General features: G+C 59.1%; 26 protein-coding genes. 20 read left to right on the forward strand and 6 right to left on the reverse strand.

Features of this window, described 5'->3' with window-relative positions; genetic code table 11:
• The 5 genes from QOL67_RS15125 (at position 1) to QOL67_RS15145 (ending at position 3,956) form a co-directional block, all read left to right on the forward strand.
• Positions 1–552, forward strand: coding sequence for a dihydrofolate reductase family protein (locus QOL67_RS15125; protein WP_283426803.1), 552 nt, complete (start codon positions 1–3; stop codon positions 550–552).
• A gap of 43 nt (positions 553–595) precedes the next feature.
• A complete protein-coding gene (locus QOL67_RS15130; RefSeq protein ID WP_283426804.1) occupies positions 596–1,081 on the forward strand; it encodes a hypothetical protein in 486 nt (161 codons plus the stop codon).
• A 2-nt stretch (positions 1,082–1,083) separates the two neighbouring features.
• Positions 1,084–2,034: an MBL fold metallo-hydrolase gene (locus QOL67_RS15135; protein ID WP_283426805.1), complete on the forward strand. Its 951-nt coding sequence runs from the start codon at positions 1,084–1,086 to the stop codon at positions 2,032–2,034.
• Positions 2,035–2,134: 100 nt separating this feature from the next.
• Entirely contained in the window at positions 2,135–3,745 is a 1,611-nt protein-coding gene (locus QOL67_RS15140; protein ID WP_283426806.1) for an FAD-dependent oxidoreductase, read from the forward strand.
• 4 nt (positions 3,746–3,749) lie between these two features.
• Positions 3,750–3,956, forward strand: a complete 207-nt coding sequence (locus QOL67_RS15145; protein WP_283426807.1) for a DUF2783 domain-containing protein — start codon at positions 3,750–3,752, stop codon at positions 3,954–3,956.
• A 175-nt stretch (positions 3,957–4,131) separates the two neighbouring features.
• Here the strand turns inward: QOL67_RS15145 and hpaR are convergent, their stop codons facing one another.
• On the reverse strand, positions 4,132–4,572 hold the full coding sequence (gene hpaR, locus QOL67_RS15150) for a homoprotocatechuate degradation operon regulator HpaR (RefSeq protein ID WP_283426808.1): 441 nt from the start codon (positions 4,570–4,572) through the stop codon (positions 4,132–4,134).
• A gap of 235 nt (positions 4,573–4,807) precedes the next feature.
• On the opposite strand from hpaR, the gene QOL67_RS15155 reads away from it, so the two are divergent.
• The 8 genes from QOL67_RS15155 to QOL67_RS15190 all read left to right on the forward strand — a co-directional run bounded on the left by QOL67_RS15155 (position 4,808) and on the right by QOL67_RS15190 (position 13,876).
• A complete protein-coding gene (locus tag QOL67_RS15155; RefSeq protein ID WP_283426809.1) occupies positions 4,808–5,980 on the forward strand; it encodes a substrate-binding domain-containing protein in 1,173 nt (390 codons plus the stop codon).
• Between the two features lie 79 nt (positions 5,981–6,059).
• Positions 6,060–6,836, forward strand: a complete 777-nt coding sequence (locus QOL67_RS15160) for an ABC transporter ATP-binding protein (protein ID WP_283426810.1) — start codon at positions 6,060–6,062, stop codon at positions 6,834–6,836.
• Positions 6,829–7,551: an ABC transporter ATP-binding protein gene (locus tag QOL67_RS15165; protein ID WP_283426811.1), complete on the forward strand. Its 723-nt coding sequence runs from the start codon at positions 6,829–6,831 to the stop codon at positions 7,549–7,551. The genes QOL67_RS15160 and QOL67_RS15165 overlap by 8 nt, the downstream gene beginning before the upstream one ends.
• A gap of 34 nt (positions 7,552–7,585) precedes the next feature.
• Entirely contained in the window at positions 7,586–8,617 is a 1,032-nt protein-coding gene (locus tag QOL67_RS15170; protein ID WP_283426812.1) for a branched-chain amino acid ABC transporter permease, read from the forward strand.
• A gap of 2 nt (positions 8,618–8,619) precedes the next feature.
• Positions 8,620–9,675, forward strand: a complete 1,056-nt coding sequence (locus tag QOL67_RS15175) for a branched-chain amino acid ABC transporter permease (protein ID WP_283426813.1) — start codon at positions 8,620–8,622, stop codon at positions 9,673–9,675.
• A gap of 66 nt (positions 9,676–9,741) precedes the next feature.
• Positions 9,742–10,914, forward strand: a complete 1,173-nt coding sequence (locus tag QOL67_RS15180) for an MFS transporter (RefSeq protein WP_283426814.1) — start codon at positions 9,742–9,744, stop codon at positions 10,912–10,914.
• 131 nt (positions 10,915–11,045) lie between these two features.
• Complete coding sequence (locus QOL67_RS15185; RefSeq protein ID WP_283426815.1) at positions 11,046–12,068, forward strand: aspartate-semialdehyde dehydrogenase; 1,023 nt, start codon at positions 11,046–11,048, stop codon at positions 12,066–12,068.
• Positions 12,069–12,235: 167 nt separating this feature from the next.
• Entirely contained in the window at positions 12,236–13,876 is a 1,641-nt protein-coding gene (locus tag QOL67_RS15190) for a DUF4139 domain-containing protein (RefSeq protein WP_283426816.1), read from the forward strand.
• Positions 13,877–13,951: 75 nt separating this feature from the next.
• Here QOL67_RS15190 and QOL67_RS15195 read toward each other — a convergent pair whose 3' ends face one another.
• Positions 13,952–14,602, reverse strand: coding sequence for a carbonic anhydrase (locus tag QOL67_RS15195; protein ID WP_283426817.1), 651 nt, complete (start codon positions 14,600–14,602; stop codon positions 13,952–13,954).
• Positions 14,603–14,752: 150 nt separating this feature from the next.
• Between QOL67_RS15195 and QOL67_RS15200 the strand changes: the two genes are divergently transcribed.
• The 4 genes from QOL67_RS15200 to speB all read left to right on the forward strand — a co-directional run bounded on the left by QOL67_RS15200 (position 14,753) and on the right by speB (position 18,434).
• Positions 14,753–15,133 (forward strand): hypothetical protein, encoded by a 381-nt coding sequence (locus tag QOL67_RS15200; RefSeq protein WP_283426818.1) that lies wholly within the window; start codon positions 14,753–14,755, stop codon positions 15,131–15,133.
• Positions 15,134–15,217: 84 nt separating this feature from the next.
• Positions 15,218–16,609 (forward strand): leucyl aminopeptidase family protein, encoded by a 1,392-nt coding sequence (locus QOL67_RS15205; RefSeq protein ID WP_283426819.1) that lies wholly within the window; start codon positions 15,218–15,220, stop codon positions 16,607–16,609.
• A complete protein-coding gene (locus tag QOL67_RS15210) occupies positions 16,609–17,472 on the forward strand; it encodes a C40 family peptidase (protein WP_283426820.1) in 864 nt (287 codons plus the stop codon). The genes QOL67_RS15205 and QOL67_RS15210 overlap by 1 nt, the downstream gene beginning before the upstream one ends.
• Positions 17,469–18,434, forward strand: a complete 966-nt coding sequence (gene speB, locus QOL67_RS15215; protein WP_283426821.1) for an agmatinase — start codon at positions 17,469–17,471, stop codon at positions 18,432–18,434. Before QOL67_RS15210 ends, speB begins: the two co-directional genes overlap by 4 nt.
• A gap of 82 nt (positions 18,435–18,516) precedes the next feature.
• On the opposite strand, the gene QOL67_RS15220 is transcribed toward speB, so the two are convergent.
• From QOL67_RS15220 to QOL67_RS15230, 3 genes are all read right to left on the reverse strand, one after another.
• Positions 18,517–19,353, reverse strand: a complete 837-nt coding sequence (locus QOL67_RS15220) for a GNAT family N-acetyltransferase (RefSeq protein ID WP_283426822.1) — start codon at positions 19,351–19,353, stop codon at positions 18,517–18,519.
• 19 nt (positions 19,354–19,372) lie between these two features.
• Entirely contained in the window at positions 19,373–19,720 is a 348-nt protein-coding gene (locus tag QOL67_RS15225; protein WP_283426861.1) for a DUF2794 domain-containing protein, read from the reverse strand.
• 295 nt (positions 19,721–20,015) lie between these two features.
• Positions 20,016–21,674: a DUF6504 family protein gene (locus tag QOL67_RS15230; protein WP_283426823.1), complete on the reverse strand. Its 1,659-nt coding sequence runs from the start codon at positions 21,672–21,674 to the stop codon at positions 20,016–20,018.
• Positions 21,675–21,788: 114 nt separating this feature from the next.
• On the opposite strand from QOL67_RS15230, the gene QOL67_RS15235 reads away from it, so the two are divergent.
• Positions 21,789–22,226, forward strand: coding sequence for a c-type cytochrome (locus QOL67_RS15235; RefSeq protein WP_283426824.1), 438 nt, complete (start codon positions 21,789–21,791; stop codon positions 22,224–22,226).
• A 45-nt stretch (positions 22,227–22,271) separates the two neighbouring features.
• Here the strand turns inward: QOL67_RS15235 and QOL67_RS15240 are convergent, their stop codons facing one another.
• Positions 22,272–22,553, reverse strand: coding sequence for an I78 family peptidase inhibitor (locus tag QOL67_RS15240; protein ID WP_283426825.1), 282 nt, complete (start codon positions 22,551–22,553; stop codon positions 22,272–22,274).
• Positions 22,554–22,696: 143 nt separating this feature from the next.
• On the opposite strand from QOL67_RS15240, the gene QOL67_RS15245 reads away from it, so the two are divergent.
• Together QOL67_RS15245 and QOL67_RS15250 are read left to right on the forward strand one after the other, a co-directional pair.
• Positions 22,697–23,830 carry an S-(hydroxymethyl)glutathione dehydrogenase/class III alcohol dehydrogenase gene (locus tag QOL67_RS15245; RefSeq protein WP_283426862.1) on the forward strand — a complete coding sequence of 378 codons (1,134 nt, stop codon included), beginning with the start codon at positions 22,697–22,699 and terminating at the stop codon, positions 23,828–23,830.
• A gap of 3 nt (positions 23,831–23,833) precedes the next feature.
• Positions 23,834–24,124, forward strand: coding sequence for a hypothetical protein (locus QOL67_RS15250; protein ID WP_283426826.1), 291 nt, complete (start codon positions 23,834–23,836; stop codon positions 24,122–24,124).
• The last annotated feature ends 26 nt before the right edge of the window (positions 24,125–24,150 follow it).

Genomic DNA, 24,150 nt, shown 5'->3' on the forward strand with positions numbered 1-24,150 from the left:
ATGCCTGCTCACCCCCGCTACGTTGGATATATCGCACAAAGTCTGGACGGCTTCATTGCCACGCCGGATGGTGGGGTGGGCTGGCTTGATCCCTTCAACGCAGCTCTTGCGGAATGCAGCTGCGAAGACGCGGGTGGCTACAATGCCTTCATCGAAGAGGTGGACGCGGTTCTGATGGGCCGCGCCACCTATCGACAGGTGATGGGCTGGGGGTGGCCTTATGGCGACCGAGCGGGCTACGTGCTGACCCACCGCCACGACTACAAAGGCGACCACATCACCGCCGCCGGCCCCATCGATGGTCTGCGTGCTGCCATTGAGGCCAACGGCCACCAAAAAGTCTGGATCATGGGCGGCGGCGAAACCCAACGCGCCGCGCTGGATGTGGGCATGTTTGACGAGATTTCGGTTTTTGTCATGCCCACCATCCTCGGCGACGGCTTGCCCTGTTTTGCCAAGGGGGCACAGCAAAACCTGACCCTCAAGGCTTCCAGCCAAAAACCCGGCGGCATTCTGCAACTTGATTATACTTTCAAGGACCTTGCGGCCTAAGCTATGCACTCATTGATTGCCGTTTTTTAGGACCTGTTTTGCCATGACCGAATTCCTGACCGGCTGCACCCACTTCGGACACACCCAAGTGCTGCGCAAAGGCAATCGCCCGTTTGCGTCCGTTGAAGAGATGGACGCCACACTGATCGTCAATTGGAACGCCGTGGTTGGCAAAGACGACACCGTCTATCACCTTGGGGATTTTGCCTGGCCGCGGGATCGCCCCCGTGAACCCTATCTCGCACAGCTCAACGGAACCATCATCTGCCTCAATGGCAACCGCGACGAACCGGATTGGGGCCGTGATCTGATCACACTCAAACGCAATGATCGCGAGATTGTGCTGTTTCACTATCCCATCGAGGAGTGGAACGGCTGGTGGCGCGGCACCCTGCACTTCCACTGCCACACCCACGACACCGCATTCCACAGCGCCCCGCGCCGCGGCAATGTTGGGGTTGAAGCTCATAATTACACGCCCATCCGTCTCGACTGGGCGGTTGACCAACTTCTACAAAAGGACCGCTGACCATGGCAAAAGCCTTCGCCTCCCAAGGGGACATGACCGAGAAAAAGACCTCTTTCACCGAGGTTGGGGAGGGTCTCTACGCCTTCACCGCCGAAGGGGACCCAAACTCCGGAGTGATCATCGGCGACGACAGCGTGATGATTGTCGAGGCACAGGCCACGCCACGTCTGGCCAACAAGGTCATTGAATGTGTGCGCTCTGTCACTGACAAACCGATCTCCCATGTGGTGCTGACCCACTATCACGCCGTACGCGTGCTGGGCGCGTCGGCCTATGGTGCGGATCAGATTATCATGGGCGACGCCGCCCGCGCCATGGTGGTGGAACGTGGTCAAGAAGACTGGGACAGCGAGTTCCAGCGCTTTCCGCGTCTGTTTGAAGGCCACGAAAGCATCCCCGGCCTGACCTACCCCACCACCACTTTTTCTGACGACATGACCGTCTACCTCGGCAACCGCCGCGTTGACCTCATGCATCTGGGCCGCGCCCACACCGCCGGCGACATCGTCATCCATGTGCCGGACCAAAATGTCATGTTCACCGGTGACATCGTCGAATACCACTCCGCCTGCTACTGCGGCGACGGGCATTTTGCCGACTGGGGTGACACGCTCGACAACATTGCATCGTTTGACGTGGACGCCATTGCCCCCGGTCGCGGCGACGCGCTTGTGGGAAAAAAGATGGTCAACGCCGCCATCGAAAACACCCGGGACTTTGTCGAAAGCACCTACCGCCCCGCGGCCAAGGTTGCGGCACGCGGCGGTACGCTAAAAGAAGCTTGGGACGCGGTGCGCGCCGAATGTGACCCGAAGTTCGCGGACTACGCGATTTATGAGCACTGCCTGCCGTTTAACGTCGCCCGTGCCTATGACGAAGCCCGCGGCATTGACACGCCCCGCATCTGGACCGCCCAGCGCGATCTGGAGATGTGGGAGGCATTGCAGGGTTGAGACAAATCCCCGCGTCCTTGATCTAAGTCGTGGCGCGCGGTTTATCTCCGCGCCACGCTAACCCCCAACAAACGTGCCCGTTATTGGGAGGAGGAGCCCCATGAGCAAGATTTTTGACGTCCCGCTCTACGCCTATGAGCATAGCCCGGATCAAGACGAAGGCATGCCCGCCCGTCATCCGGTGGTGATCATTGGCGCAGGTCCCGTAGGCCTCGCCACCGCCATTGATTTGGCGCAGCAAGGCATCAAAACCGTCATTCTGGACGACAACGACCGCGTGTCTTTTGGCTCACGCGCCATTTGTTTTGCCAAACGCCCATTGGAAATTCTCGACCGTCTTGGCTGTGGCGAAGCCATGGTCAAACGTGGCGTACAATGGGACACAGGTAAGGTCTTCTTTGACACCCGGCAGGTCTATGAGTTCAGCCTGACCGAAGAAGAAGGCCATAAAAACCCCGCCTTTATCAACCTGCAGCAATACACCTTTGAGCAGGTTTTGGTCGAGCGCATCCGCGAGATGCAGGCCGAAGGTGCCCCTATCGAAATTCGCGGCCGCAACAAGGTCGAAGCCATTGGCCAACACGACACCCATGTGACGCTTGAGGTGGAGACCCCGGAAGGCAGCTACACCATTGAGGCCGAATGGCTGGTGGCCTGTGACGGTGCAAATTCCCCCACCCGCCGCATGTTGGGTCTCGATTTTGACGGGCAGGTGTTTGAAGACAACTTCCTGATTGCCGATGTGGTGATGAAAGCCGATTTCCCGTCAGAGCGTTGGTTCTGGTTTGATCCGCCGTTTAACCGCGGCCAATCTGCCCTGCTGCACAAACAGCCGGACAACGTCTGGCGGATTGATTTGCAACTGGGCCGTGACATCGACAAAGAGCGTGAAAAACGCCCTGAAAACGTGGTGCCGCGCCTCAAAGCCATGCTGGGGGATGACGCGGAATTCGACCTCGAATGGGTCAGCATCTACACCTTCCAATGTTGCCGCATGGAACGCTTCCGCCACGGCCGCACGCTCTTTGCGGGTGACTCTGCCCACCAAGTCTCGCCCTTTGGCGCCCGTGGTGCCAACTCCGGCTTGCAAGACGCCGACAACATCGCTTGGAAACTGAAACTGGTGCTGGAGGGCAACGCGCCAGACACACTGATGGACAGCTACAACATTGAACGCGTGTATGGCGCGGAGGAAAACATCCTCAACTCCACCCGCTCCACCGAGTTCATCACGCCCAAATCCGAGATGAGCCGCATCCTGCGCGACGCGGTGCTGGACCTCTCTGCCCATCACGCCTTTGCGCAGCCATTGGTCAACTCTGGCCGCCTCTCCGTGCCCTGCACCTATGACGGTAGCATGCTCAACTCTGCAGACGCCCTTGCGGCACCAGACCTCACCCGCCCCGGCAGCCCGTGCCCGGACGCGCCTTTGGGAGACGACCATCTGCTCAACAAGCTGGGCAACAGTTTCGTTTTGTTGACCATCGATGCTGATGCGCCTGATAGCTTTGAAGAAGACGGTGTCACCGCCACACGCCTCGCTCTCTCAGCACGTGACGATCCATCGCTCACGCTAAAGCGGCAATACCTCGGCGATGCCACCAGCGGCATCTATTTGATTCGACCGGACCAACACGTCGCCGCACGCCGCGAATCTTTTGATGAGCCTCATTTCCGCGCTGCATTGCGTCGCGCCACAGGCAAGGAGTGATCTGATGTCTGACAAACTGATCCTGAGCCCAAATCTGGACAACGCGGACGGCTTCTTTGACGCCCTCGCCCGCGCCCATGATGGCCTTGAGAAATCCACCAGCGATGCGCTCAATGCCCGGCTGATTTTTCTGCTCGCCAACCACATTGGTGACGATGAGGTGCTGACTGAAGCCCTGAAGGCGGCACAGACCAGTGGCCACAACCGATAAGAAATCCACATGTACACGGTGCTTTAAGGCTGCAGGCACCCTTTGCCAGAGTTCCTGTGGACTGCTTTGAAAGAGAGCTTCGCGCGTCAGGTTATCTGACGCGTGATCCGTAAGGCGTCGTGCCGCTCTGGACACCGACAATGCACATCCGGACAAAACCCGCCCTGACTAGATTCTAGAGATCAATCTCATTCAAATCATTGAGCAAATCCAAAAGCTGCTCATAGCGATCCGTGCCAAGGTGGTCGCGCAGTTTTCCCGCATAGCTCTTGGCCGCAGGAATGTTGTCCGCAATCAAACGACAGCCGTCTGAGGTGGCCTTGATCACTTGCCGACGGCCATCCTGCTCATCCCGCGCCCGCGTGATGAAGCCCTTTTCCTCAAGCTTCTGCAAAATCCGTGTCAGGCTTGGCAGCAGCAACACCGCCCGATCCGCAATTGTGGTGGGATCCATCGGGCCTTCTTCGACCAGAACCCGCACCACGCGCCACTGCTGTTCAGTCACCCCTGCATCGGCAAGCAATAATCGTGCCGGTTTCATCACCTTCTCTCTGGCGCGCAGTAACGCGATTGGAAGCGATTGAGATGTATCGGGAATATTGGTCTTGCCTGTCATGTTACATACATGCACTGGAATGTTTCAAAAGGCAATTTGTTTGGGTGTGACATCCTTGCATTGCGACGCCACGTGACGGACACATCCGCCATCTCGTCATGCATGAAATTGGTCTGGTTTCCCCTCCGGCGTCGACCTACGTAATTTCCCCGAATTGACCCTTTTTGCCTCGGCCACCTACCATGACCACAATCGCCGCAATCCAAATTGCGGTTGAGTTCAGGGAGGAACACTCATGAAGAAATGGCTCATCTCGGGCGCGATTTCTGCTTTGGCGCTGACCAGCGCCGCATCCGCAGACATCAAGATCGCCCATGTTTATGGCAAAACCGGCCCCTATGAGGCTTACGCCAAGCAATCCCACGACGGTCTGATGCTGGGTCTGGAGTACGCCACCGGCGGCACCATGGAGATAAACGGCGAAAAAATCGTCGTGATCGAGAAAGACACCCAGCTCAAGCCCGACAACGGCAAAGCCCTGCTCGAAGAAGCATATGGCGACGACGAAGTGGACCTCGCTGTTGGCCCGGTCAGCTCCGGCGTGGCACTCGCCATGCTGCCAGTGGCAGAAGAATACGAAAAACTGCTGATTGTGGAGCCCGCCGTAGCCGATAGCATCACCGGCGCCAACTACAACCGCTACATCTTCCGCACCGGCCGCAACAGCTCGCAAGACGCCGTGGCCAACGCCATCGCTCTCGCCGGTGAAGACGTGCACATTGCCACGCTGGCGCAAGACTACGCTTTTGGCCGTGACGGCATCTCCGCCTTCCGCGAAGCACTCGAAGGTCAGGGGCAGTCGATCACGCATGAAGAATACGTACCCACCGACACCACCGACTTCACCGCTGCGGCAGAGCGTATCTTTACCGCGATGAAAGACCTTGAGGGCGACAAAAAGCTCTTCATCATCTGGGCCGGTGGCGGCAATCCAATGGGCAAAATTCAGGCCATGGACCCGTCGCGTTTTGGCGTTGAGATCGCCACAGGCGGCAACATCTTGGCCGCAATGAAAGCCTACAAAGATTTCCCGGGCCTCGAAGGCGCAACCTACTACTACTATGACATCCCGAAAAACGACGTAAACAACTGGCTGGTGAAAACCCACCAGGACCGTTTTGGCACCCCGCCTGATTTCTTCACCGCAGGTGGCATGTCCGCAGGCATCGCCGTGGTTGAAGCGATCAAAAAGGCCGGTGGCACCGACACCGAAGAGCTGATCACCGCGATGGAAGGCATGGAGTGGGAGACCCCCAAAGGCACCATGAAGTTCCGTGCCGAAGACCATCAGGCGATGCAGACCATGTACCACTTCAAGATCAAAGTGGACGACAACGTCGAATGGGCCATCCCGGAGCTTGTACGCGAGCTGTCGATCGACGACCTGCCAATCCCGGTCCGCAACTAAGACCGTCACTTTATCTCCATGGCTGGTTCCGGACTTTGTGCCGGGGCCAGCCTCCTTTCCCTCTTAGGGACCGCACAAAATGCCCCACCCCATTCTGGAAACCACCGACCTGACCGTGCGCTTTGGCGGTCACGTGGCGGTTGACCACATCACCTGCAACTTCAACGCGGGCGAATTGACCGCAATTGTTGGCCCCAACGGTGCAGGTAAAACCACCTATTTCAATCTGATCTCCGGTCAAATTCCCGTCTCCGAAGGCCACGTAAAGTTAAACGGCACCGACATCACCCGCATGTCTGTGGCCCAGCGCACCCACCGCGGCATTGGCCGCGCCTTCCAGCTCACCAACCTGTTCCCAAACCTCTCCGTGCTGGAAAACATCCGCCTTGTGGTGCAATCAAAAGCGGGTCGCGGCTTCAACATCCTGTCGATGGCCGACAGCCACGTTGAACTAACTGGCCCGGCCTATGAGTTGCTGGAGCGCATCAACATGACGGATCAGGCAGACCAAGTGGTCTCCGAACTGTCCCACGGCGACCAACGCAAACTGGAGGTCGCGCTGCTAATTGCGCTGGACCCGCTGGTCTATATGTTTGACGAACCCACTGCGGGCATGAGCGTGGACGAAGCCCCCGTGGTGCTTGACCTCATTGCCGACCTCAAAACCCGCAAAGACCGCGCCATCCTTCTTGTGGAGCACAAGATGGACGTGATCCGCACCCTCGCGGACCGCATCATCGTGCTGCACAACGGCGCTTTGGCAGCCGATGGCGATCCCGCCGAAGTCATGGCGTCGGATGTGGTGCAAGAAGCCTACATGGGCCGCGATCTTGAGGAGGCTTTGGCCAATGTCTGATCCCATCCTGAAACTTGAGGGCGTGTTCACCAACATCGCCCAATATCACATCCTGCAAGGTGTCGAGCTGACCGTGCCGCGCGGCGAAGTCACCATGCTTCTGGGCCGCAACGGGGTGGGCAAAACCACCACTTTACGCACCATCATTGGCCACTGGCGCGCCCATCAAGGCAGTGTGATGTTTGACGGCCAAGACATCACCAAACTGCCCACCCCAGCAATTGCCCGCGCTGGCATCGGCTTTGTGCCCGAAGACATGGGCATCTTTGCTGATCTGACGGTGGAGGAAAACATGATCCTTGCCGCTATGTCTGGTGCAATTGACGACAGCCGTCTGCAATGGCTCTTCACCGTGTTTCCAGCGTTGGAAACCTTCTGGAAAAAAGACGCGGGCACATTGTCTGGTGGTCAGAAACAGATGTTGTCCATCGCCCGCGCCATGATCGAAGAGCGGGCGCTCTACCTAATTGACGAGCCCACCAAAGGCCTCGCGCCCGCAATCATCACCACCATGGCCCGCGCCATCAAAGAGCTGAAACAACAGGGGGCCTCGATCCTGTTGGTGGAGCAAAACTTTGCCGTGGCCAAAGCCCTGGGCGACAGCGCCAATGTGATGGACGACGGCCGCATGGCCTGGTCCGGTCAAATGTCCGAGCTGACCCAAAATGCCGAGCTGCAAGAGCGGCTGATGGGCCTCAGCATGGAGGCCCACTGATGTCCCCGAACACACTTAAACTGGAGGTCCGCCCATGAGCGCCGCCCCCAAACACGCCCCCACCATGGCGCAAATGTCCCTCGCAGAGCGGCTTGCGCCTTATGCACCAATCCTTTTGGTCATTGGCCTTGTGATTGCTGGCTTTCTGGCCATTCCTGCCACCTCAAGCTGGCTCACGTTGACCGTTTCCGGCCTTGCCATGGGCATGATGATCTTCATCATGGCCTCGGGCCTCACGCTGGTCTTTGGTCTGATGGACGTGATCAACTTCGGCCACGGCGCATTTGTCTCTGTCGGGGCCTTTGTTGGCGTCTCTTTCCTGCTCTTGCTGGAACACATGACCGGCGCGCCCAACCTGCTTTGGAACTTGACTGCACTGATGGTGGCCATTGTGGGGGCCATGGCCGCAACCGGCCTGATGGGCTACGCCTTTGAACGGGTGATTGTGAAACCGGTCTACGGCCACCATCTCAAACAAATCTTGGTCACCATGGGCGGCCTGATCGTGGTGGAACAGCTCATCATCGTGCTCTGGGGCCCGGAAGAGATTTACATCACCCGCCCCGAAAGCCTGAAAGGTGCCATCACATTTGCAGGCGCCGCTCTGGAGAAATACCGCCTAGTGGCCGTTGCCATTGGCCTCGTGGTGTTTCTAACCATGCGCTACACCCTGCGCCGCACCAAAATTGGCCTAATTGTGCGCGCCGGTGTGGAAAACGGCGAGATGGTGCAGGCCTTGGGCTACAATCTCCGCATGGTCTTCATTGGCGTCTTTGTCGCGGGCTCCGCCCTTGCAGGTCTCGGCGGCGTGCTCTGGGGACTCTATCAAGAGGTCATCACCGCCCACATGGGCAACCAGACCATGATCCTTGTGTTCATCGTGGTGATCATCGGCGGGCTTGGTTCCGTTGAAGGCTGCTTCATCGGCGCGTTGATGGTGGGCCTGCTACAAAACTACGTGGCCTTCCTGGAACCCAAAGCCGCCCTGATTTCCAACATCGCCCTGATGGTGGCGATCCTGATGTGGCGCCCAATGGGCATGATCCCCGTGGTAAAGGCGAAATAGACATGCTGAAAACCCTTGTTTCCGGCGACACCCCGCGTTCGCCCATCCTGCTGGCGGTCCTGCTCGCCATACTCGTTTGCCTTGCTTTGGCCCCGTTCCTCTTCCCCGGAGTACGTTCCGTGGACACGGCCGCCCGCATCTGCATCTTTATCGTGCTGGTGGCCTCTTATGACCTGCTGCTTGGCTATGGCGGCATCGTGTCCTTCGCGCATACCATGTTCTTTGGCCTTGGCGCTTACGGCGTTGCACTGGCCAGCACGCATATGGGCCGCGGCTTTGATGCGCTCTTGGTCGGCTCCGTCGCGGGGGCCGGTTTGGCCGCGCTGCTCGCGCTGGTGATCGGCCTGTTTTCCTTACGTGTCCGCGCGATTTTCTTTGCCATGATCACGCTTGCTGTGGCTTCCGCCGTGGCCGTGTTGGTCAGCCAGCTTTCCACCCTGACCGGAGGCGAAGACGGCTTGTCCTTCAAAATCCCGCGCGCCTTGGGGCCAGCCTTCAAAATCATGGACGGCGAAATCTTCGGCGTGAAAGCCAATGGCAAACTGCTGAAGTACTACCTCGTCTTTATCTCCTGCTTTGTGCTCTTCCTATTCATGCTGCGCGTGGTGAACTCACCTTTTGGCCGTGTGTTGCAAGCCATTCGTGAAAACGACTTCCGGGCCGAAGCCATCGGTTACCGCGTGGTGCATTACCGCGTCGCCGCCACCTGTCTGTCCGCTGCCATTGCCGCCCTCGCAGGCGCACTCTACGCCATCTGGCTGCGCTACGTTGGCCCGGACACCACACTCTCCATGGAGATCATGATCGACATCTTGCTGATGGTGGTGATTGGCGGCATGGGCACCATGTACGGTGCGGTGATTGGTGCAACCCTGTTTGTGCTGGCGCAAAACTACCTACAGAACGTGCTCAGCCTTGCCGGTGAAAGCGTTTCCGCCCTACCTCTGCTGCCAGACCTGCTCAACGCAGACCGCTGGCTGCTCTGGTTGGGTGTGCTCTTCATCCTGTCGGTCTACTTCTTCCCCACCGGCATCGTGGGGCGTTTGCGCGGCAAGTGACCACGCCTCTTGCAATTCCCCGTCGCTTGCGGTCCTGTCACCGTTGGCGATGGGGAGATACTTAACATGCGCATTGATTTAATCCTGCTGTGTCTGGCCTATGTGCTCAGCCAGTTTTTCCGCGCCTTCCTTGCCGTTCTCACCCAAGTGCTTGAGACCGACATCGGTGCCACGCCAGCCGATCTCGCCTTTGCTTCTGGACTTTGGTTCCTGGTCTTTGCCGCGATGCAAATCCCAGTAGGGGCCGCGCTCGACAGCATCGGCCCACGCCGCACCTCAGCTTTGCTGTTGCTGATCGGCGGCGGAGGCGGCGCAGCGCTTTTTGCCGTGGCCACGCAACCGCTGCACATCACCATCGCCATGGGGCTCGTTGGCGTTGGCTGTTCCCCGGTGCTGATGGCGAGCTACTTCATCTTCGCCCGCATGTACCCACCCGCCCGCTTTGCCACGCTGGCGGCGCTCATGCTCGGCGTTGGCTCGGTTGGCAACCTGATTGCCGCCTACCCCACCGCCTGGGCTGCCGAGACCATCGGCTGGCGCGCCACGCTCTGGGTGCTGGCCGGGATCAGCGCCACCATCGCAGCCGGCCTCTGGGCCTTGGTGCAAGACCCGCCCAAGGCGGACAGCACCGAAAAAGGCTCCGTGCTGGATCTCCTGAAGATCCCAGCACTTTGGCTGCTCTTCCCACTGATGTTTGTAAACTACATGCCAGCTGCCGGCATTCGTGGTCTTTGGATTGGGCCTTACCTGTCAGACGTCTTCACACTCACAACCAGTGAAATTGGCCAGGCCACTCTGGTCATGGGCCTTGCCATGATCATCGGCACCTTTGCCTACGGCCCAGCAGATCGCATTTTTGGCAGCCGAAAATGGGTGATCATCGGCGGCAACCTGATCGGCGCCATTGGTCTCATTGGCTTAACGGTCTTTGCCGACATCAGCCCTCTGCGGTCCGTCCTGCTGATGTCGATCGTCGGTTTTGCCGGTGCCAGCTTCCCGGTGTTGATTGCCCACGCCCGCAGCTTCTTTCCGGCCCACCTCACCGGGCGCGGCGTGACCCTGATGAACCTCTTTGGTATCGGCGGCGTGGGTGTGATGCAGTTTGGCTCTGGCAAGCTGCACGCCGCAATTGCCCCCACCAATCCCCTGCTGGCTTATCAAAGCCTGTTTGGTCTGATGGCTGGTTTGCTCCTACTTGGCGCGCTGATCTACTGCTTCTCCCAAGACCGAATGGATTGATCAAAACCTGCGGCTCAGACGCATAGATCGCAAAGCGGAATACCCCTCATAAGCAATTTCCCTTGCCCGCCCCCTTTTTTCTTGGGCCAAACAGGGCTAAGAGGGCGCGTCGTTAGAAATGGAGACCTCAGATGGGTTATCGCATCGTCGTCGCTGGCGCCACGGGCAACGTGGGCCGCGAAATGCTGAACATTCTGGAGGAACGTCAGTTCCCCGTGGATGAGATTGCTGTGTTGGCAAGCCGCCGCAGCCAGGGCACCGAGGTCACGTTTGCCGACAAAACCCTGAAGATTCAGGACATTGAACAGTTCGACTTCGCGGGCTGGGACATGGCGCTGTTTGCCATTGGCTCCGACGCGACCAAAAAATACGCACCGCTTGCTGCGCGCGCAAACTGTGTTGTGATCGACAACAGCTCGCTCTACCGCTACGATCCGGACGTGCCGCTGATTGTGCCAGAGTGCAACGCAGGCGACATTCACGGCTATTCCAAGAAAAACATCATCGCCAACCCAAACTGCTCTACCGCACAGATGGTTGTCGCGCTGAAGCCGCTGCACGACCGCGCAAAAATCAAACGCGTTGTGGTGTCGACTTACCAGTCGGTGTCCGGCTCTGGCAAAGACGGCATGGACGAGTTGTGGGAACAGACCAAAGCGGTCTACAACCCCACCAAAGACGTGCCGCCCAAAACCTTCACCAAAGAGATCGCATTTAATGTGATCCCGCACATCGATGTCTTTCTGGACGACGGCTCCACCAAAGAAGAGTGGAAGATGGTCGCCGAAACCAAGAAAATTCTCGACACCAAGATCAAAGTCACAGCAACCTGTGTGCGTGTGCCTGTGTTTGTGGGCCACTCGGAATCGATCAACATCGAATTCGAGGAGTTCCTGGACGAAGACGAAGCCCGTGACATCCTGCGCGAAAGCCCCGGTATCATGGTGATCGACAAACGCGAAGACGGCGGCTACGTGACCCCAAAAGAATGTGTTGGCGACTTCGCGACGTTCATTTCGCGCGTGCGCCAAGACAGCACTTTGGACAACGGCCTGAACCTATGGTGCGTGTCTGACAACCTGCGCAAAGGTGCAGCATTGAACGCGGTACAGATCGCCGAAACACTGGGCCGCGAAGTGCTCAAGAAGGGCTAAGTCCTTTTAAAGTAGAATTCAAAGGGCGCCCTCTTGGGCGCCCTTTTGCGTTGGTGAGACCCTGAGTTTCCGGCAACTCCCCGCCCAAGCATTCCCCACACGCAAAGCTGACTTGCCACTCTTGCCTGTCCGTGTTGGTCTCACGTCAAACAACACACAGGTGATTGATGAAACACGTGATTTTTGCCACAGCCCTTTTCCCTCTGGCCACACCGCTTTGGGCCGATGACATTCGCCTCAACGCGCCGGTCACGGCGGCTACGCTCTATTCAGAAGGCGCAACCTTGACCCGCGCGGTGCCATACTCCGCCCCCGCTGGCACCCACGAGTTGCTGATCACCAACCTGCCTGAATCACTCGATCCAATGTCTGTTCGGGTTGCTTTAGACGGTGCCAAACTGGGCGCTGTAACTGTGCGCCATGAGCGCACCCTGCCCAATGTGCAGGAAGACAGCCCCGAGCTGACCGCCGCAAAGGACAATCTGGATCAGGCGCAAGCAGATCTTCGCGCCGCCGAGGATGCCCGTGCTGACGTGCTGATGAAAGCAGACGCCGGCAAGGCCCGCCTCGCATACCTGTCAACGTTGAAAGGGCCATCTGATACGGCGGCAACGCCAGAAACCATCAGTGCCACGCTGAGCTTGATTGGACAGGAAACTCTTGCGGCCCGCCAGGACATCGCCGCAGCCGAACGCGAGGCCCGCGCCGCCACCAAAAATTTGGAAGACCTGCTGGAAGCTTATGCCGAGGCCCATCAAACCGTTGATGCCCTGACGCCAAGCGAAAGCGAAAACGCCATGCTGGCAATCTCGATTTCCGCTGAGGGCGCGTCTGAGGGGACCCTCACTCTGACCCACCTCACGCAGTTTGCCCGCTGGGTGCCTGCCTATGACGTGCACCTCAACAACGTCGAGACGCCACAACTGAACATCGAACGGGGTGCGTTTGTGAGCCAGTTCACCGACGAGGATTGGACCGACGTCGCGATCACCCTCTCAACCAGCCGTCCTGACGAACAATCCGAGCCCAGCGGCCTCTCTCCGTGGCGCCGTCATATCGAGGAAGAGCGACCGGTTCTCCCCAAAAGTGCGGGCCGCCTTGCCGAACTCAGCATGCAAGCTGCACCAATGGCAGAGACCGCCGTATTGGAGGATGCAGCCGGATACGCGGCCACCCATAGCTTTGGCGACGGCATCAACGCCACCTACATCTACCCGACCCCCGTCTCCGTGTCCTCCACCTCTGACGCGCTGCACCTCGCGCTTGGCACTTTGGATTTGACACCCGAAACCTACGCGCTCGCCAATCCAATGCGCGATGAAACCGCCTTCCTGATGGCCGAAGTCACCAACGACGCAGGTGAGTTGATCCTGCCAAGCTATGAGGCAAACTTCTTCCTCAATGGCACCTACATCGGCCAACAGAATATGCCACTGATTGCCGAAGGTGACAGTGTCGACTTCTCTTTTGGCCCCATCAACGGCCTGCGCCTGTCGGACAAAATCACCAACAAAGTCACCGGCGACAAAGGCGTGCTCACCACCCGTAATGAGCAAACCGAAACCCGCGTGCTGACCGCTGAAAACCTCACAGGCCGCACTTGGGACCTGCGCTTGCTGGGCCGCGTGCCTTTCAGCGAGCAGGAAGACCTTGTGATCACACATCAGGCCGCACCTGCGCCCACCGAAACCAACTACGAAGATCAACGCGGTATTCTGATGTGGGAACGGTCGCTTGATGCAGGCGCGAGCATCGAAGTCGAATTGTCCCACAAAATTCAGTGGCCGTCCGAAATGATTCTGCGCTGACCGGAGCCGCCACACAAAAAAGCCCGCGTCATTCGCGGGCTTTTTAACGATTAAGTCCATTTTCAATCAGGCTATTTACACCTGAGAAAACTCGTTACTACCGCTGTCATAGGCCTCAAGCCCACCTTCAGCGATGTTGTGCCACAACCCGTGCAGCGTCAGTGCGCCAGCATCGACACGCTCTTTCACAAACGGGAAGGTCATCAGGTTGTTCAAAGACACCAGCACTGACCGTTTTTCCAACGCCCGCGCCTGCTCTTCATTGTCTTCAATGTCAGCCACATCCTCATAACCGGGACGCAAAACATCCATCCAGCGGCCAACAAAGCTGTCCTTGGCTTCCAACGCGGGGGCGTTGCCTTTGCACATATCAATGCAGCCCTGAACCCCGCCACATTGGCTGTGGCCCAGTACAACCACATGCGCGACCTTTAACGCAGTGACTGCATATTCCACAGCCGCACTGGTGCCGTGCTGATTGCCATCGGGCTTAAACGGCGGCACCAAGTTGGCAATATTTCGGTGAATAAAAAATTCACCTTGGTCGGCCCCAAAAATCGACGTCACATGCACACGGCTGTCGCAACAGCTGATAATCATCGCGCGGGGATGCTGCCCTTCGGTCCCCAAATGCCGATACCAGCTCTGGTTTTCCTCATACGTGGTGGCCTTCCACCCTTGGTAACGCTGCACCAAATAGGACGGCAGGGGCTTTACATGATCCATGGTATCTCCTCACGCAGTTTCAGGGGGAATAGTGCATATTTGTCTGTAATTCGAGGGATAATCATACGTCGTAGAAACTTTTTGAGAAGGTTTGTCGGCCAAAGATATTCCTAACCGTTTGGGTGAAACGGACAAAACTTAGGGTGAGATATGTCACAAGTGGCAAAACTGAAAATGAGCGAACAGGCCGTCGTCGATCAGGACGAATTGGCCCGTGTTTTTATACGCATGAATCCAGATGAGGCCGAAGAGACCTTCATGGGATTGGTCAAATCTTTGACCGATCATCTCGCGATGGGCGAGCATCATCTGAACGCTGACAACCTATCTGAACTGGCTGACACCATGTCTTTGGTTGAGCTGATTGCCGGCCGTCTCTGCATGACCGCGCTGTCGCAGGTCGCTGGTGACGTGGTGTCCTGCTGTGATCGCGGCGACCACGTGGCCCTTTCCGCCACCCACGCCCGTCTGATCCGCGTCGGCGAAGGTGCTTTGCGGGAAATCTGGGATCTGAAGCGCAGCTACATCTGATCGGCGCGCCAATCCGCTTGCAGGGGGCGCACCAACCGTTAGGCTGGATGTCAAACAGCTTACGACCGGTCAGAAAGGTGCGCCATGTCCCTCACATTTGCTTCCGCTCAAAGCGGCCCGTCCATCCCATTGCATGTGGTGGACAGCGACCGCTTTGAAGCCTGGCGCGATGCCCAAACACAAGCCGCGCGTACCTACCTGATCGCCACCGGCTTCAAGCCAACCATTGGTAAATCCATCTTGATCCCAGACGCCTCCGGCGCGCCTGTGATGGCCGTTTCCGGCTTTGGCACGCCACACACCCGCGCCCGTGGTCGTTTTGCACTTGCCGCTACCGCAGCCTCTTTGCCGGCTGGCACTTACTCTCTTGTTGGTGGGCTGCCCGCAGGCGATCTGGAAACCGAAGCGCTTGGCTGGCTGCTCGCGCAATACGCCTTTGACCGCTATGCCAAAGCCTCCGGCGCCACAGCCCAACTGATCTGCCCCCCCGGTGTGGATGCTGCCAAAGTCGAGGCCATGGCCGCAGGCGAAGCCCTCACCCGCGACCTGATCAACACCCCCGCCTCTGACATGGGCCCGCAAGAGCTTGAGGACGCCGCCCGCGCGCTGGCCCTGAATTACGGCGCGATCTGCACCGTGACCAAAGGCGCCGCCCTGATCGAGCAAAATTTCCCGATGATCCACGCCGTGGGTCGCGCCGCCGCAGAACACCGCGCGCCGCGCCTGATCGACATGCGCTGGGGCAGCGACGGGCCCACGCTGACGTTGGTGGGCAAAGGCGTGTGTTTTGACACCGGCGGGCTGAACCTCAAGCCCGGCGGCTCCATGGCTCTGATGAAAAAGGATATGGGCGGCTCCGCCACCGTTCTGGGCCTGGCTCACATGATCATGGCACTCAACCTGCCCCTGCAACTGCGCGTCTTGATCCCTGCCGTGGAAAACGCCGTGTCTGGCGACAGCTTCCGCCCCGGCGACATCCTCACAGCCCGCAACGGCCTGACTGTCGAAATCAACAACACCGACGCCGAAGGCCGCCTTGTGCTGGCCGATGCGCTGGCTTTTGGGTCCGAGGAAAACCCCGACATGATCCTGTCCATGGCCACCCTCACCGGCGCCGCCCGCGTCGCTGTTGGCCCTGACCTCTCGCCGTATTATACCGATGACATCGGCTTTGTGAGCGCGCTCGAAACAGCCGCCACCGCCGTGTCTGATCCGGTCTGGCGCATGCCGTTCTGGGAACCGTATGAAAAGATGATCGAACCGGGCATTGCCGATCTCGACAACGCACCCGCTGGCGGCTTTGCCGGTTCCATCACCGCCGCGCTTTTCCTGCGCCGCTTTGCCAAAGATCAACGCTACGCCCACTTCGACATCTATGGCTGGAACCCAACCCCGTCTCCAGCCCGCCCCAAAGGGGGCGTTGGCATGGGGGCCCGCGCCATTTTGGCTGCCCTACCCGAGGTTTTGTCACTCTGATGGATAAGCGCCTGACCCCAAGTACCGGCAAAGTTGCTGCCGCACATCTGCGTGGCTTGGTCACGGCTGACCGTTTTGTCGAGCCCACACCGTACCGCGTGGCCATGGTGGTCACCGACCTGCTGTCAGGCCCACAGGGCACACGCGAACGCCAACTCCTGCGCGGCGAGGTGGTGAACGTGGTGCACACGATTAACGGCATGGCCTTTGGCTATACCGAGAAAGACGGCTACGTTGGCTGGGTTGATATTGGCGATCTTCTGAGCCACCCAAAACAGACCCCAACCCACAGTGTCTTCGCCGCCCGTAGCTACGCCAAAACCACACCGGGCTTAAAAACCATGGGCCACGTGACCCCACTGTCTTTTGGCACCCGCCTTGTGGTCCTCTCAGAAGACGACGGCTGGTCCCGCATCGCTTGGGACGGGGGCCAGATCACCCGTGATCTGTACGTGCCCAATCAACATCTCACGCCAATCGATACCATCGAACCCGACGCCGCCTCGGTGGCCGAACGCCTGATCGGCACGCCGTACCTCTGGGGTGGAAACTCCTCTTTTGGCATCGACTGTTCCGGCCTCGTGCAAGCCGCCCTCATGGCATGTGGCACCGCCTGCCCCGGCGACAGCGATTTGCAAGAGGCTGCCTTGCCTGACGCAACCGGTGTTTACCAACGCGGCGATCTGCTGTTCTGGAAAGGTCATGTCGCTTTGGTCACCGACACGCATACAATGATCCACGCCAACGCACATCACATGGCTGTGGCTTACGAGCCCGTAACCGAGGCCATTACCCGCATTCAGACCCAAGGCGACGGACCTGTGACCTCCCACAAACGCCCCAATTACGGAGCTCAAACATGAGCAGCGGTTTTTTCCAACCCATCTCCGGCATGGACCTGCCCCGGTTTGCCGGCGTGCCTTCCTTTATGCGCCTACCCGTCATGGATCTGGATCACGCGCGCATCAAAGACGTTGATGTTGGCCTCATCGGCGTGCCTTGGGACAGCGGAACGACAAATCGCCCCGGCCCCCGTCACGGCCCGCGTCAGTTGCGCGATGCTTCGACCATGATCCGCGCCCAAAATGGTGCGACAGGCGTGCGCCCGTTTGATTTGATCAACTGCGCGGACCTTGGTGACGTTGGCCCCAATCCGGCTGACATTCCCGACAGTATGCAGCGCATCACCGCCTTCTTTGATGACGTACTGGCCCTAGGTATCACGCCCTTGACCGCAGGCGGCGACCACCTGACCTCACTGCCCATCCTGCGCTCCCTCGCCAAAGACAACCCCGTCGGCATGGTGCATTTTGACAGCCACACAGACCTCTACCACAGCTATTTTGGCGGCACGATGTACACCCACGGCACGCCTTTTCGTCGCGCGGTGGAAGAGGGCCTGCTGGACCCCAAACGCGTGGTGCAAATTGGCATCCGCGGCAGCACTTATGACAATGAAGACACCGATTTTGCCAAGTCCGTTGGCATTCGTGTGATCCGCATTGAGGAGTTTTTCAAACGCGGCCTTGAAGACGTCATGGGTGAAGCCCGTGAAATCGTCGGCAAAGAGCCGACCTATGTCAGCTACGACATTGACTTCGTGGACCCCACCTTCGCCCCCGGCACAGGCACGCCTGAAGTGGGCGGTCCCAACAGCTTCCAGGCTTTAGAGGTGGTGCGCAAGCTTGATGGTCTCAACATCATCGGCGCTGACATGGTTGAGGTCTCGCCCCCGTTTGACAGCTCCGGTGGCACTGCCTTCCTGGGAGTCTCGGTGATGTTTGAGCTGCTCTGTGTGATGGCGACCCACCTGACCACCCGCTAACATTCAGCATTCTCATTCCACAAATATCTCAGGGATGAATTGGCGCAGCCAAGAAGGGGCTGGCCCCTTCCCTTAAGCAAGGTCAACCCAACTCCAGCGTGCTTACCGCAAAATACCCGCTTTCCGCCACACCTACCGGCACAGGCGTGCCGCGATACATCCGCGCTGTGGCAAATCCCGGCGTCAGGTTCAGCGTCTGGCACAGCGTCTTCAACGGCACCGAGGTGTCAGGCACATCCAGCGTCACCGGGCCGCCCATCTGCGCGGCCACATGCGCAATCAAGGCCAAAGCGTCCTTTTCGCTCTGCGCCCAAAGCGGGCCAATCTTCACGCCCTCACGACAACGCCGCGCGGTGCAAAAACCTGCAACACCCTCTGCGCCCTGAACCACCCATGTCTGACGGCTCTTCACTGACGCAACCCACGCGCCAAGATACGCTGGCTTGCGCACGCCAGACGCCGCCGCCTCCATGTCAATCAATGCTGCGACATCCTCAGGCGCCGCCAATCGGACACTGTCGCTCCCTGCGGCATCCACTTCGCCCGTAAACCGCGTCGTGGCGCTGAACAACTCAAACTCCGAAGCCGCATAATTGTCCTGCTGATCCGGCACGCCATCTAAGCCCACCACACGCGCCCCAGCATGCTTTAGCGCGTGTTGCCACAGCCCATAGCCAATGCCCTGCCCACGAAATGCCGGACGCGCGATATATAACCCGAGAAATGCAAAATCTTCTGTGTGGTTGACCACAGAAATCGCCGCTGCAAGCTGGCCGTCCACGACAGCCACAAAAAACCCTTCCGGATCCGCCTGCCAAAACGCCGCCGCATCCTGAAGCCCGGGGTTCCACCCTTCCTCAGCGGCCCAATCCAAAATGCGGACCAGCTCGTCTTGCGTGGCGTTGCGAAAAACTGTCATGGCGTACCTGCTTGCTGGCTCACTCCACCGCGCGGATGAGCTTGCGTTCCAACACCCGCAGCACGGTTTTCAGGTCGTGTCCACGCTTAAGCACCTGACCGTCCATGGCAATCAGCGCATAAAGCCCCTGTTTGGTGCGCAGTTTGGGACGTTTCTCAATCCGGTAGAGCGGGTTTTCCGCCGCCCGGCGAAACACCGAAAACACGGCCACTTCGCGCAAAGACGACATCCCATAGTCGCGCCACTCTCCAGCCGCCACCATTCGCCCGTAAAGGTTCATAATGACAGACAGCTCTGTGCGATGAAACGCAACCTGTTCCGGTGGTTTGGGGGGAGGGTGTAATGCGGAGGGTGTTTGGGCATTCATGCCCTCAGCCTTGCGCCAATTGAGATCAAAATCAAGCCCTGCCCATTGCGACCTGCCGTTAACCATGCCCCATTCTGGCCACAGATTCTTCCGCAAAAGGCCGCGGTGCCTTCCTTTTGTTGCCGCAACCGACCGGCATCTTGGCTCCATAGCGAAACGAAACGCTACCTCCGGCGGCGCGGCACTATTGCCCCCACCCAGTCTGCGCCGCCGGAGGGCACTTTTCTTAAGACCCAATAAAGCCGCCCTCCGGGGCGGTTTTATTTTTGGGGCAGTCCGGCCTTGTCTGATCCCCTCACGCAAAGCTGCCCTGACAGAACCACCCCGCCGACATCTGCCCACCATGGGCAAAGTAGAGCCACAGCCGTTCACCGTTTGCGCAAGTCACCCGCCAATAATCCCGCACGCCGCTGCGCCATTCCGGCTCATCCAGCCACCACTCCGGCGCAATCCGCTCCGGCCCGCGCGCGTCCGCCACGGCCAAATCCCGCCCCCGCCAGCGAAACACCTCCGGCAAGCGCGGCACCTCGGGCGCATGCACCGGCTCCGGTCGCCACAACAACAATGGCCGTTTCAACACCCCCTCCGGCCAGGTCTGCTCCCAGGGCTCTGACCAGGCCGCATGTAACACCTGCGCGGTTTTCTCCGGAATATGGCTGGAGGCCGGATGGCACCGTGTGATCTGTTCCAACCCGACCCGCGCCCCAATCCGGCCAATCAGATCCTCCAACGCCTGTCCTTGGCTCAGCCGTTTTTCCGCCGCTTGCCGCGCCTCCAGATGCCCCGCCGTGTGGCGCGCATGCAGCGTCTCCACCCGCACCGCCTCCAACCGCAGCATATCAATGCCAAACCCCGCGTCGATGTCGGTCAGCTTCATCCGCAACAACGGCCGCACCCGCTCCGGATCATCCGTCGCCCGCGCCAGCCCCACCTCCACGCTCTGCATGGTCTGATCGGTGCGAAACACCTGCAACCGCACCACCCGCAGCCCTTTGGACTTCTTCTTGAGCCGCGCGCACAATGGCCCCAGCACCTTATCCACCGCCGCCGCCACATCCTCTTCCAGCCCAATTGGGTCCGGCAGGCTCATGCGCACCGCGTAAAACGTCTCCGGCGGCGCAGGGTTCACCGGCTCCGGCACCGCCCCCAGCGCCTGATCCAGCCGCAACACCAGCCCTTTGCCAAACCGGCGTGCCAAACCCGCCCGCGGCTGCCCGGTCAAATCCCCAATCCGCCGCAACCCCAGCCGCGCCAACTCTGCCTGCGTGTCGCCCTCCAACCGCAACGCGGCCACCGGCAGCGGCGCCAACGCCCCGCGAGTCTGCCCCGGCACGGCAATCCGCCCCACCTCCGCTGTGCCACCGACCGCAGGTGGCGCCGTGCCTCCCCGTGTCCAATGTCGCCGCTTTGCCGCCCGCGCGCGCGTGGCTGGAGCTTCTTGGTCAATGTCATCCCCGCTGCGATGCGCCACCCCCGGCTGCGCCCCAAACCGCGCCAAGGCCCAAGCCGCCCCCAAGGTATCCGCCAGCCCAGCCCGCACCGTCAGTTGCAAATCAACACAATCCTCACCCACCTGCGCCAGCACACCTTCTTCACCGCCAAACAGATGTGTGCTGCCGGTCACATCCAGCACCAACGCATCCTCCTCAGCCGCCGCCACCCAGGGTGAATACTTCCCTGCCCAGCGCGTCAACACCTTCATAAAGCCCTGTTCTGACTGCACATTCCTCAGTCGCGTGATCAAATGCGGGCACATCGCCTGCGCATCCCGCAATGGCTGCCCCAGCGTGAGCCCTTCCCGCTCCGCCTGCTCTGACAACGAGCAAATCACCTGCATCTGCCCGGTGTCCCGGAGCACCGCCAAAGGCGCATCAAAGGTGCCCCGCTCCATCCGGATCAGGCGCTCGGCCCCCAATCGCGGGAACCACAGGGAAAGAATGCGACGGTTTGGCATAGGCAGCAGCCGGAACAGAATCGTGATATTTGTTCACTCTACGTTCTCACATTTTCCACTTGATTCCCACCCCCGCCATAGGCTGCATAGGGGCAGCCAACCAAAGGAGCCAAAATGCGCCGCCACATCCTGATCGCCGCTGCCTTGATGATCACCACCTCGGCCCACGCTCACAACGGCGTGAAAGACCCCGAGGTCATGGCCCGCATGATGGCGATGGAGAAAATTGGCGCGGCTTTCAAAACACTGGTCAGCATGGCGAAGCAGGACATTCCCCTGCATCAGGCCAAAGCCCGCATGGCGCGTGACACCATTGTGATGCAGTCCGGCAAAATCAACGGCTTGTTTGAAAGCCCGGCCACGGATCCCAAATCTGAGGCCCTGCCCACCATTTGGGAGGACTGGGCCGACTTTAGCGCAAAATCCGGCGATCTAACCAAAGCGGGGCTGGCGCTGGACTTCAAGGACCGCGCAGCACTTGTGGACACGCTGGCTGGCGTTGGCCTTGCGTGTAAGGCCTGCCACAAAAACTACCGCCTGAAGAAAGACTAAAGGCTTCGATGGCCCTCCTAAAAAGAGGGCCATTCTGTCATTTCGTCACCCGCAGGTGACTTGCAAAATCTTGCCGTCTGCATCGTGCACGACGTTGAGCCGGTTCTCATGGAAATCCATGGTGGCTGGGGAGTTCTCTTCCATCACCCGCACCATCTCCGGCACTGTCACGCCGTCCAGCGCGCTCTTGTCCTGACCAACGAGGAACTCAAACGTCGCCGGATCACAGGTGGTGCTGCCCTTCGCCATAACTTCTTCCTCGCCTTTACAAGCCGTCAACGCCGCCAGGCCAATAAAGCCAGCTGCTGCCAAAACCACAAACCGCATAATCTCACTCCTTGTCGCAAACACTCTAATTTGCTTCGTCCTCGCCGTGCCGATCACGTGAGGCCTTGCTACACCTCCAATAAGGTTGCAAAGACCAGATCTTTCAACCACGCTCCAAACAAACAGGGAGGATAGGCAAAATGATGCGCACCCGTGCCGCCGTCGCTTTGGAAGCCGGCAAACCACTCGAAATCATGGACGTGAACCTAGAAGGCCCAAAGGCCGGCGAAGTTCTCATTGAAATCAAGGCCACTGGCCTGTGTCACACAGACGAATTCACCCGCTCCGGGGCTGACCCCGAAGGGCTGTTCCCCTCAATCCTGGGCCACGAGGGCGCGGGCATCGTCATGGAAGTGGGAGAAGGCGTCACCACGCTGAAACCCGGCGATCATGTGATCCCGCTCTATACCCCGGAATGCCGCGAATGCCATTCCTGCCTGTCGGGCAAAACCAACCTCTGCACTGCCATCCGTGGCACCCAAGGTCAGGGCCTCATGCCCGATGGCACCACGCGTTTCTCCATGCTCGATGGCACGCCGATCTACCACTACATGGGCTGCTCCACCTTCGCGAACCACACCGTGATGCCGGAAATCGCGTTGGCCAAAGTGCGCGACGACGCGCCGTTTGACAAAATCTGCTACATCGGCTGCGGCGTCACCACCGGCATCGGCGCGGTGATCAACACTGCTGGCGTAGAGATCGGCTCAACTGCTGCGGTCTTCGGCCTCGGCGGCATTGGCCTGAATGTGATCCAAGGTCTGCGCATGGCGGGGGCTGATACAATCATCGGTGTCGACCTGAACGACGACAAAGCCGAGATGGCCAAGAAATTTGGCATGACCCACTTTGTGAACCCCTCCAAGCTGGGCGACCAATCCGTCGTGGATGCGATTGTCGAAATTACCAAAACCGAAAAAGACCAGTTTGGCGGCGTGGACTATTCCTTTGACGCCACCGGCAACGTCAAGGTGATGCGCGACGCGCTGGAATGCTCCCACCGTGGTTGGGGCGTGTCGGTGATCATCGGCGTGGCCCCTGCAGGTGCCGAAATCTCCACCCGTCCATTCCAGCTGGTCACCGGCCGCGTCTGGAAAGGCACCGCCTTTGGTGGCGCCAAGGGGCGCACTGACGTGCCAAAGTTTGTCGATTGGTACATGGACGGCAAGATCGAAATCGATTCAATGATCACCCACAAGCTGTCCTTGGATGAGATCAACCACGGCTTTGATCTGATGCACGCAGGCAAATCCATTCGTGCCGTGGTGGAGTTCTAAAGTATGCACAAACGAAGAGCCCGCCTTTTCCTCGCTATCGTGGCGTTCTGGCCGTGGCTCTTCATTGCGGTTGAAATCCTGATCATCTGGTGGGCAACGTCTCGTGGCTGCACGATTTCTGCGCGCGGCCCGGAGACTTGTATGTTTATGGGGCGGGACATCGGAGAGAATCTTTATGGCCTCTGGAGCGTGGGATATCAGATTGCCTTCTCGTTTCTCTGGGTGATCCCTGGGGTGCTGTTTTGGGGTGTAATTGAACTGATCGCCGCAATCCGAGAACGCCGAGCCTCTTGATCTTTTCATCAAGTACCCCAGAATAC

It is taken from the genome of Shimia sagamensis (assembly GCF_900182745.1).
GTDB lineage: Bacteria > Pseudomonadota > Alphaproteobacteria > Rhodobacterales > Rhodobacteraceae > Shimia > Shimia sagamensis.

What these genes read in the sequence shown, in the direction of transcription:
- QOL67_RS15125 (WP_283426803.1), top strand. Translation starts at nt 1, where the DNA reads ATGCCTGCTCACCCCCGCTACGTTGGATATATCGCACAAAGTCTGGAC.
- QOL67_RS15130 (WP_283426804.1), top strand. Translation starts at nt 596, where the DNA reads ATGACCGAATTCCTGACCGGCTGCACCCACTTCGGACACACCCAAGTG.
- QOL67_RS15135 (WP_283426805.1), top strand. Translation starts at nt 1,084, where the DNA reads ATGGCAAAAGCCTTCGCCTCCCAAGGGGACATGACCGAGAAAAAGACC.
- QOL67_RS15140 (WP_283426806.1), top strand. Translation starts at nt 2,135, where the DNA reads ATGAGCAAGATTTTTGACGTCCCGCTCTACGCCTATGAGCATAGCCCG.
- QOL67_RS15145 (WP_283426807.1), top strand. Translation starts at nt 3,750, where the DNA reads ATGTCTGACAAACTGATCCTGAGCCCAAATCTGGACAACGCGGACGGC.
- hpaR (WP_283426808.1), bottom strand. Translation starts at nt 4,572, where the DNA reads ATGACAGGCAAGACCAATATTCCCGATACATCTCAATCGCTTCCAATC.
- QOL67_RS15155 (WP_283426809.1), top strand. Translation starts at nt 4,808, where the DNA reads ATGAAGAAATGGCTCATCTCGGGCGCGATTTCTGCTTTGGCGCTGACC.
- QOL67_RS15160 (WP_283426810.1), top strand. Translation starts at nt 6,060, where the DNA reads ATGCCCCACCCCATTCTGGAAACCACCGACCTGACCGTGCGCTTTGGC.
- QOL67_RS15165 (WP_283426811.1), top strand. Translation starts at nt 6,829, where the DNA reads ATGTCTGATCCCATCCTGAAACTTGAGGGCGTGTTCACCAACATCGCC.
- QOL67_RS15170 (WP_283426812.1), top strand. Translation starts at nt 7,586, where the DNA reads ATGAGCGCCGCCCCCAAACACGCCCCCACCATGGCGCAAATGTCCCTC.
- QOL67_RS15175 (WP_283426813.1), top strand. Translation starts at nt 8,620, where the DNA reads ATGCTGAAAACCCTTGTTTCCGGCGACACCCCGCGTTCGCCCATCCTG.
- QOL67_RS15180 (WP_283426814.1), top strand. Translation starts at nt 9,742, where the DNA reads ATGCGCATTGATTTAATCCTGCTGTGTCTGGCCTATGTGCTCAGCCAG.
- QOL67_RS15185 (WP_283426815.1), top strand. Translation starts at nt 11,046, where the DNA reads ATGGGTTATCGCATCGTCGTCGCTGGCGCCACGGGCAACGTGGGCCGC.
- QOL67_RS15190 (WP_283426816.1), top strand. Translation starts at nt 12,236, where the DNA reads ATGAAACACGTGATTTTTGCCACAGCCCTTTTCCCTCTGGCCACACCG.
- QOL67_RS15195 (WP_283426817.1), bottom strand. Translation starts at nt 14,602, where the DNA reads ATGGATCATGTAAAGCCCCTGCCGTCCTATTTGGTGCAGCGTTACCAA.
- QOL67_RS15200 (WP_283426818.1), top strand. Translation starts at nt 14,753, where the DNA reads ATGTCACAAGTGGCAAAACTGAAAATGAGCGAACAGGCCGTCGTCGAT.
- QOL67_RS15205 (WP_283426819.1), top strand. Translation starts at nt 15,218, where the DNA reads ATGTCCCTCACATTTGCTTCCGCTCAAAGCGGCCCGTCCATCCCATTG.
- QOL67_RS15210 (WP_283426820.1), top strand. Translation starts at nt 16,609, where the DNA reads ATGGATAAGCGCCTGACCCCAAGTACCGGCAAAGTTGCTGCCGCACAT.
- speB (WP_283426821.1), top strand. Translation starts at nt 17,469, where the DNA reads ATGAGCAGCGGTTTTTTCCAACCCATCTCCGGCATGGACCTGCCCCGG.
- QOL67_RS15220 (WP_283426822.1), bottom strand. Translation starts at nt 19,353, where the DNA reads ATGACAGTTTTTCGCAACGCCACGCAAGACGAGCTGGTCCGCATTTTG.
- QOL67_RS15225 (WP_283426861.1), bottom strand. Translation starts at nt 19,720, where the DNA reads ATGAATGCCCAAACACCCTCCGCATTACACCCTCCCCCCAAACCACCG.
- QOL67_RS15230 (WP_283426823.1), bottom strand. Translation starts at nt 21,674, where the DNA reads ATGCCAAACCGTCGCATTCTTTCCCTGTGGTTCCCGCGATTGGGGGCC.
- QOL67_RS15235 (WP_283426824.1), top strand. Translation starts at nt 21,789, where the DNA reads ATGCGCCGCCACATCCTGATCGCCGCTGCCTTGATGATCACCACCTCG.
- QOL67_RS15240 (WP_283426825.1), bottom strand. Translation starts at nt 22,553, where the DNA reads ATGCGGTTTGTGGTTTTGGCAGCAGCTGGCTTTATTGGCCTGGCGGCG.
- QOL67_RS15245 (WP_283426862.1), top strand. Translation starts at nt 22,697, where the DNA reads ATGCGCACCCGTGCCGCCGTCGCTTTGGAAGCCGGCAAACCACTCGAA.
- QOL67_RS15250 (WP_283426826.1), top strand. Translation starts at nt 23,834, where the DNA reads ATGCACAAACGAAGAGCCCGCCTTTTCCTCGCTATCGTGGCGTTCTGG.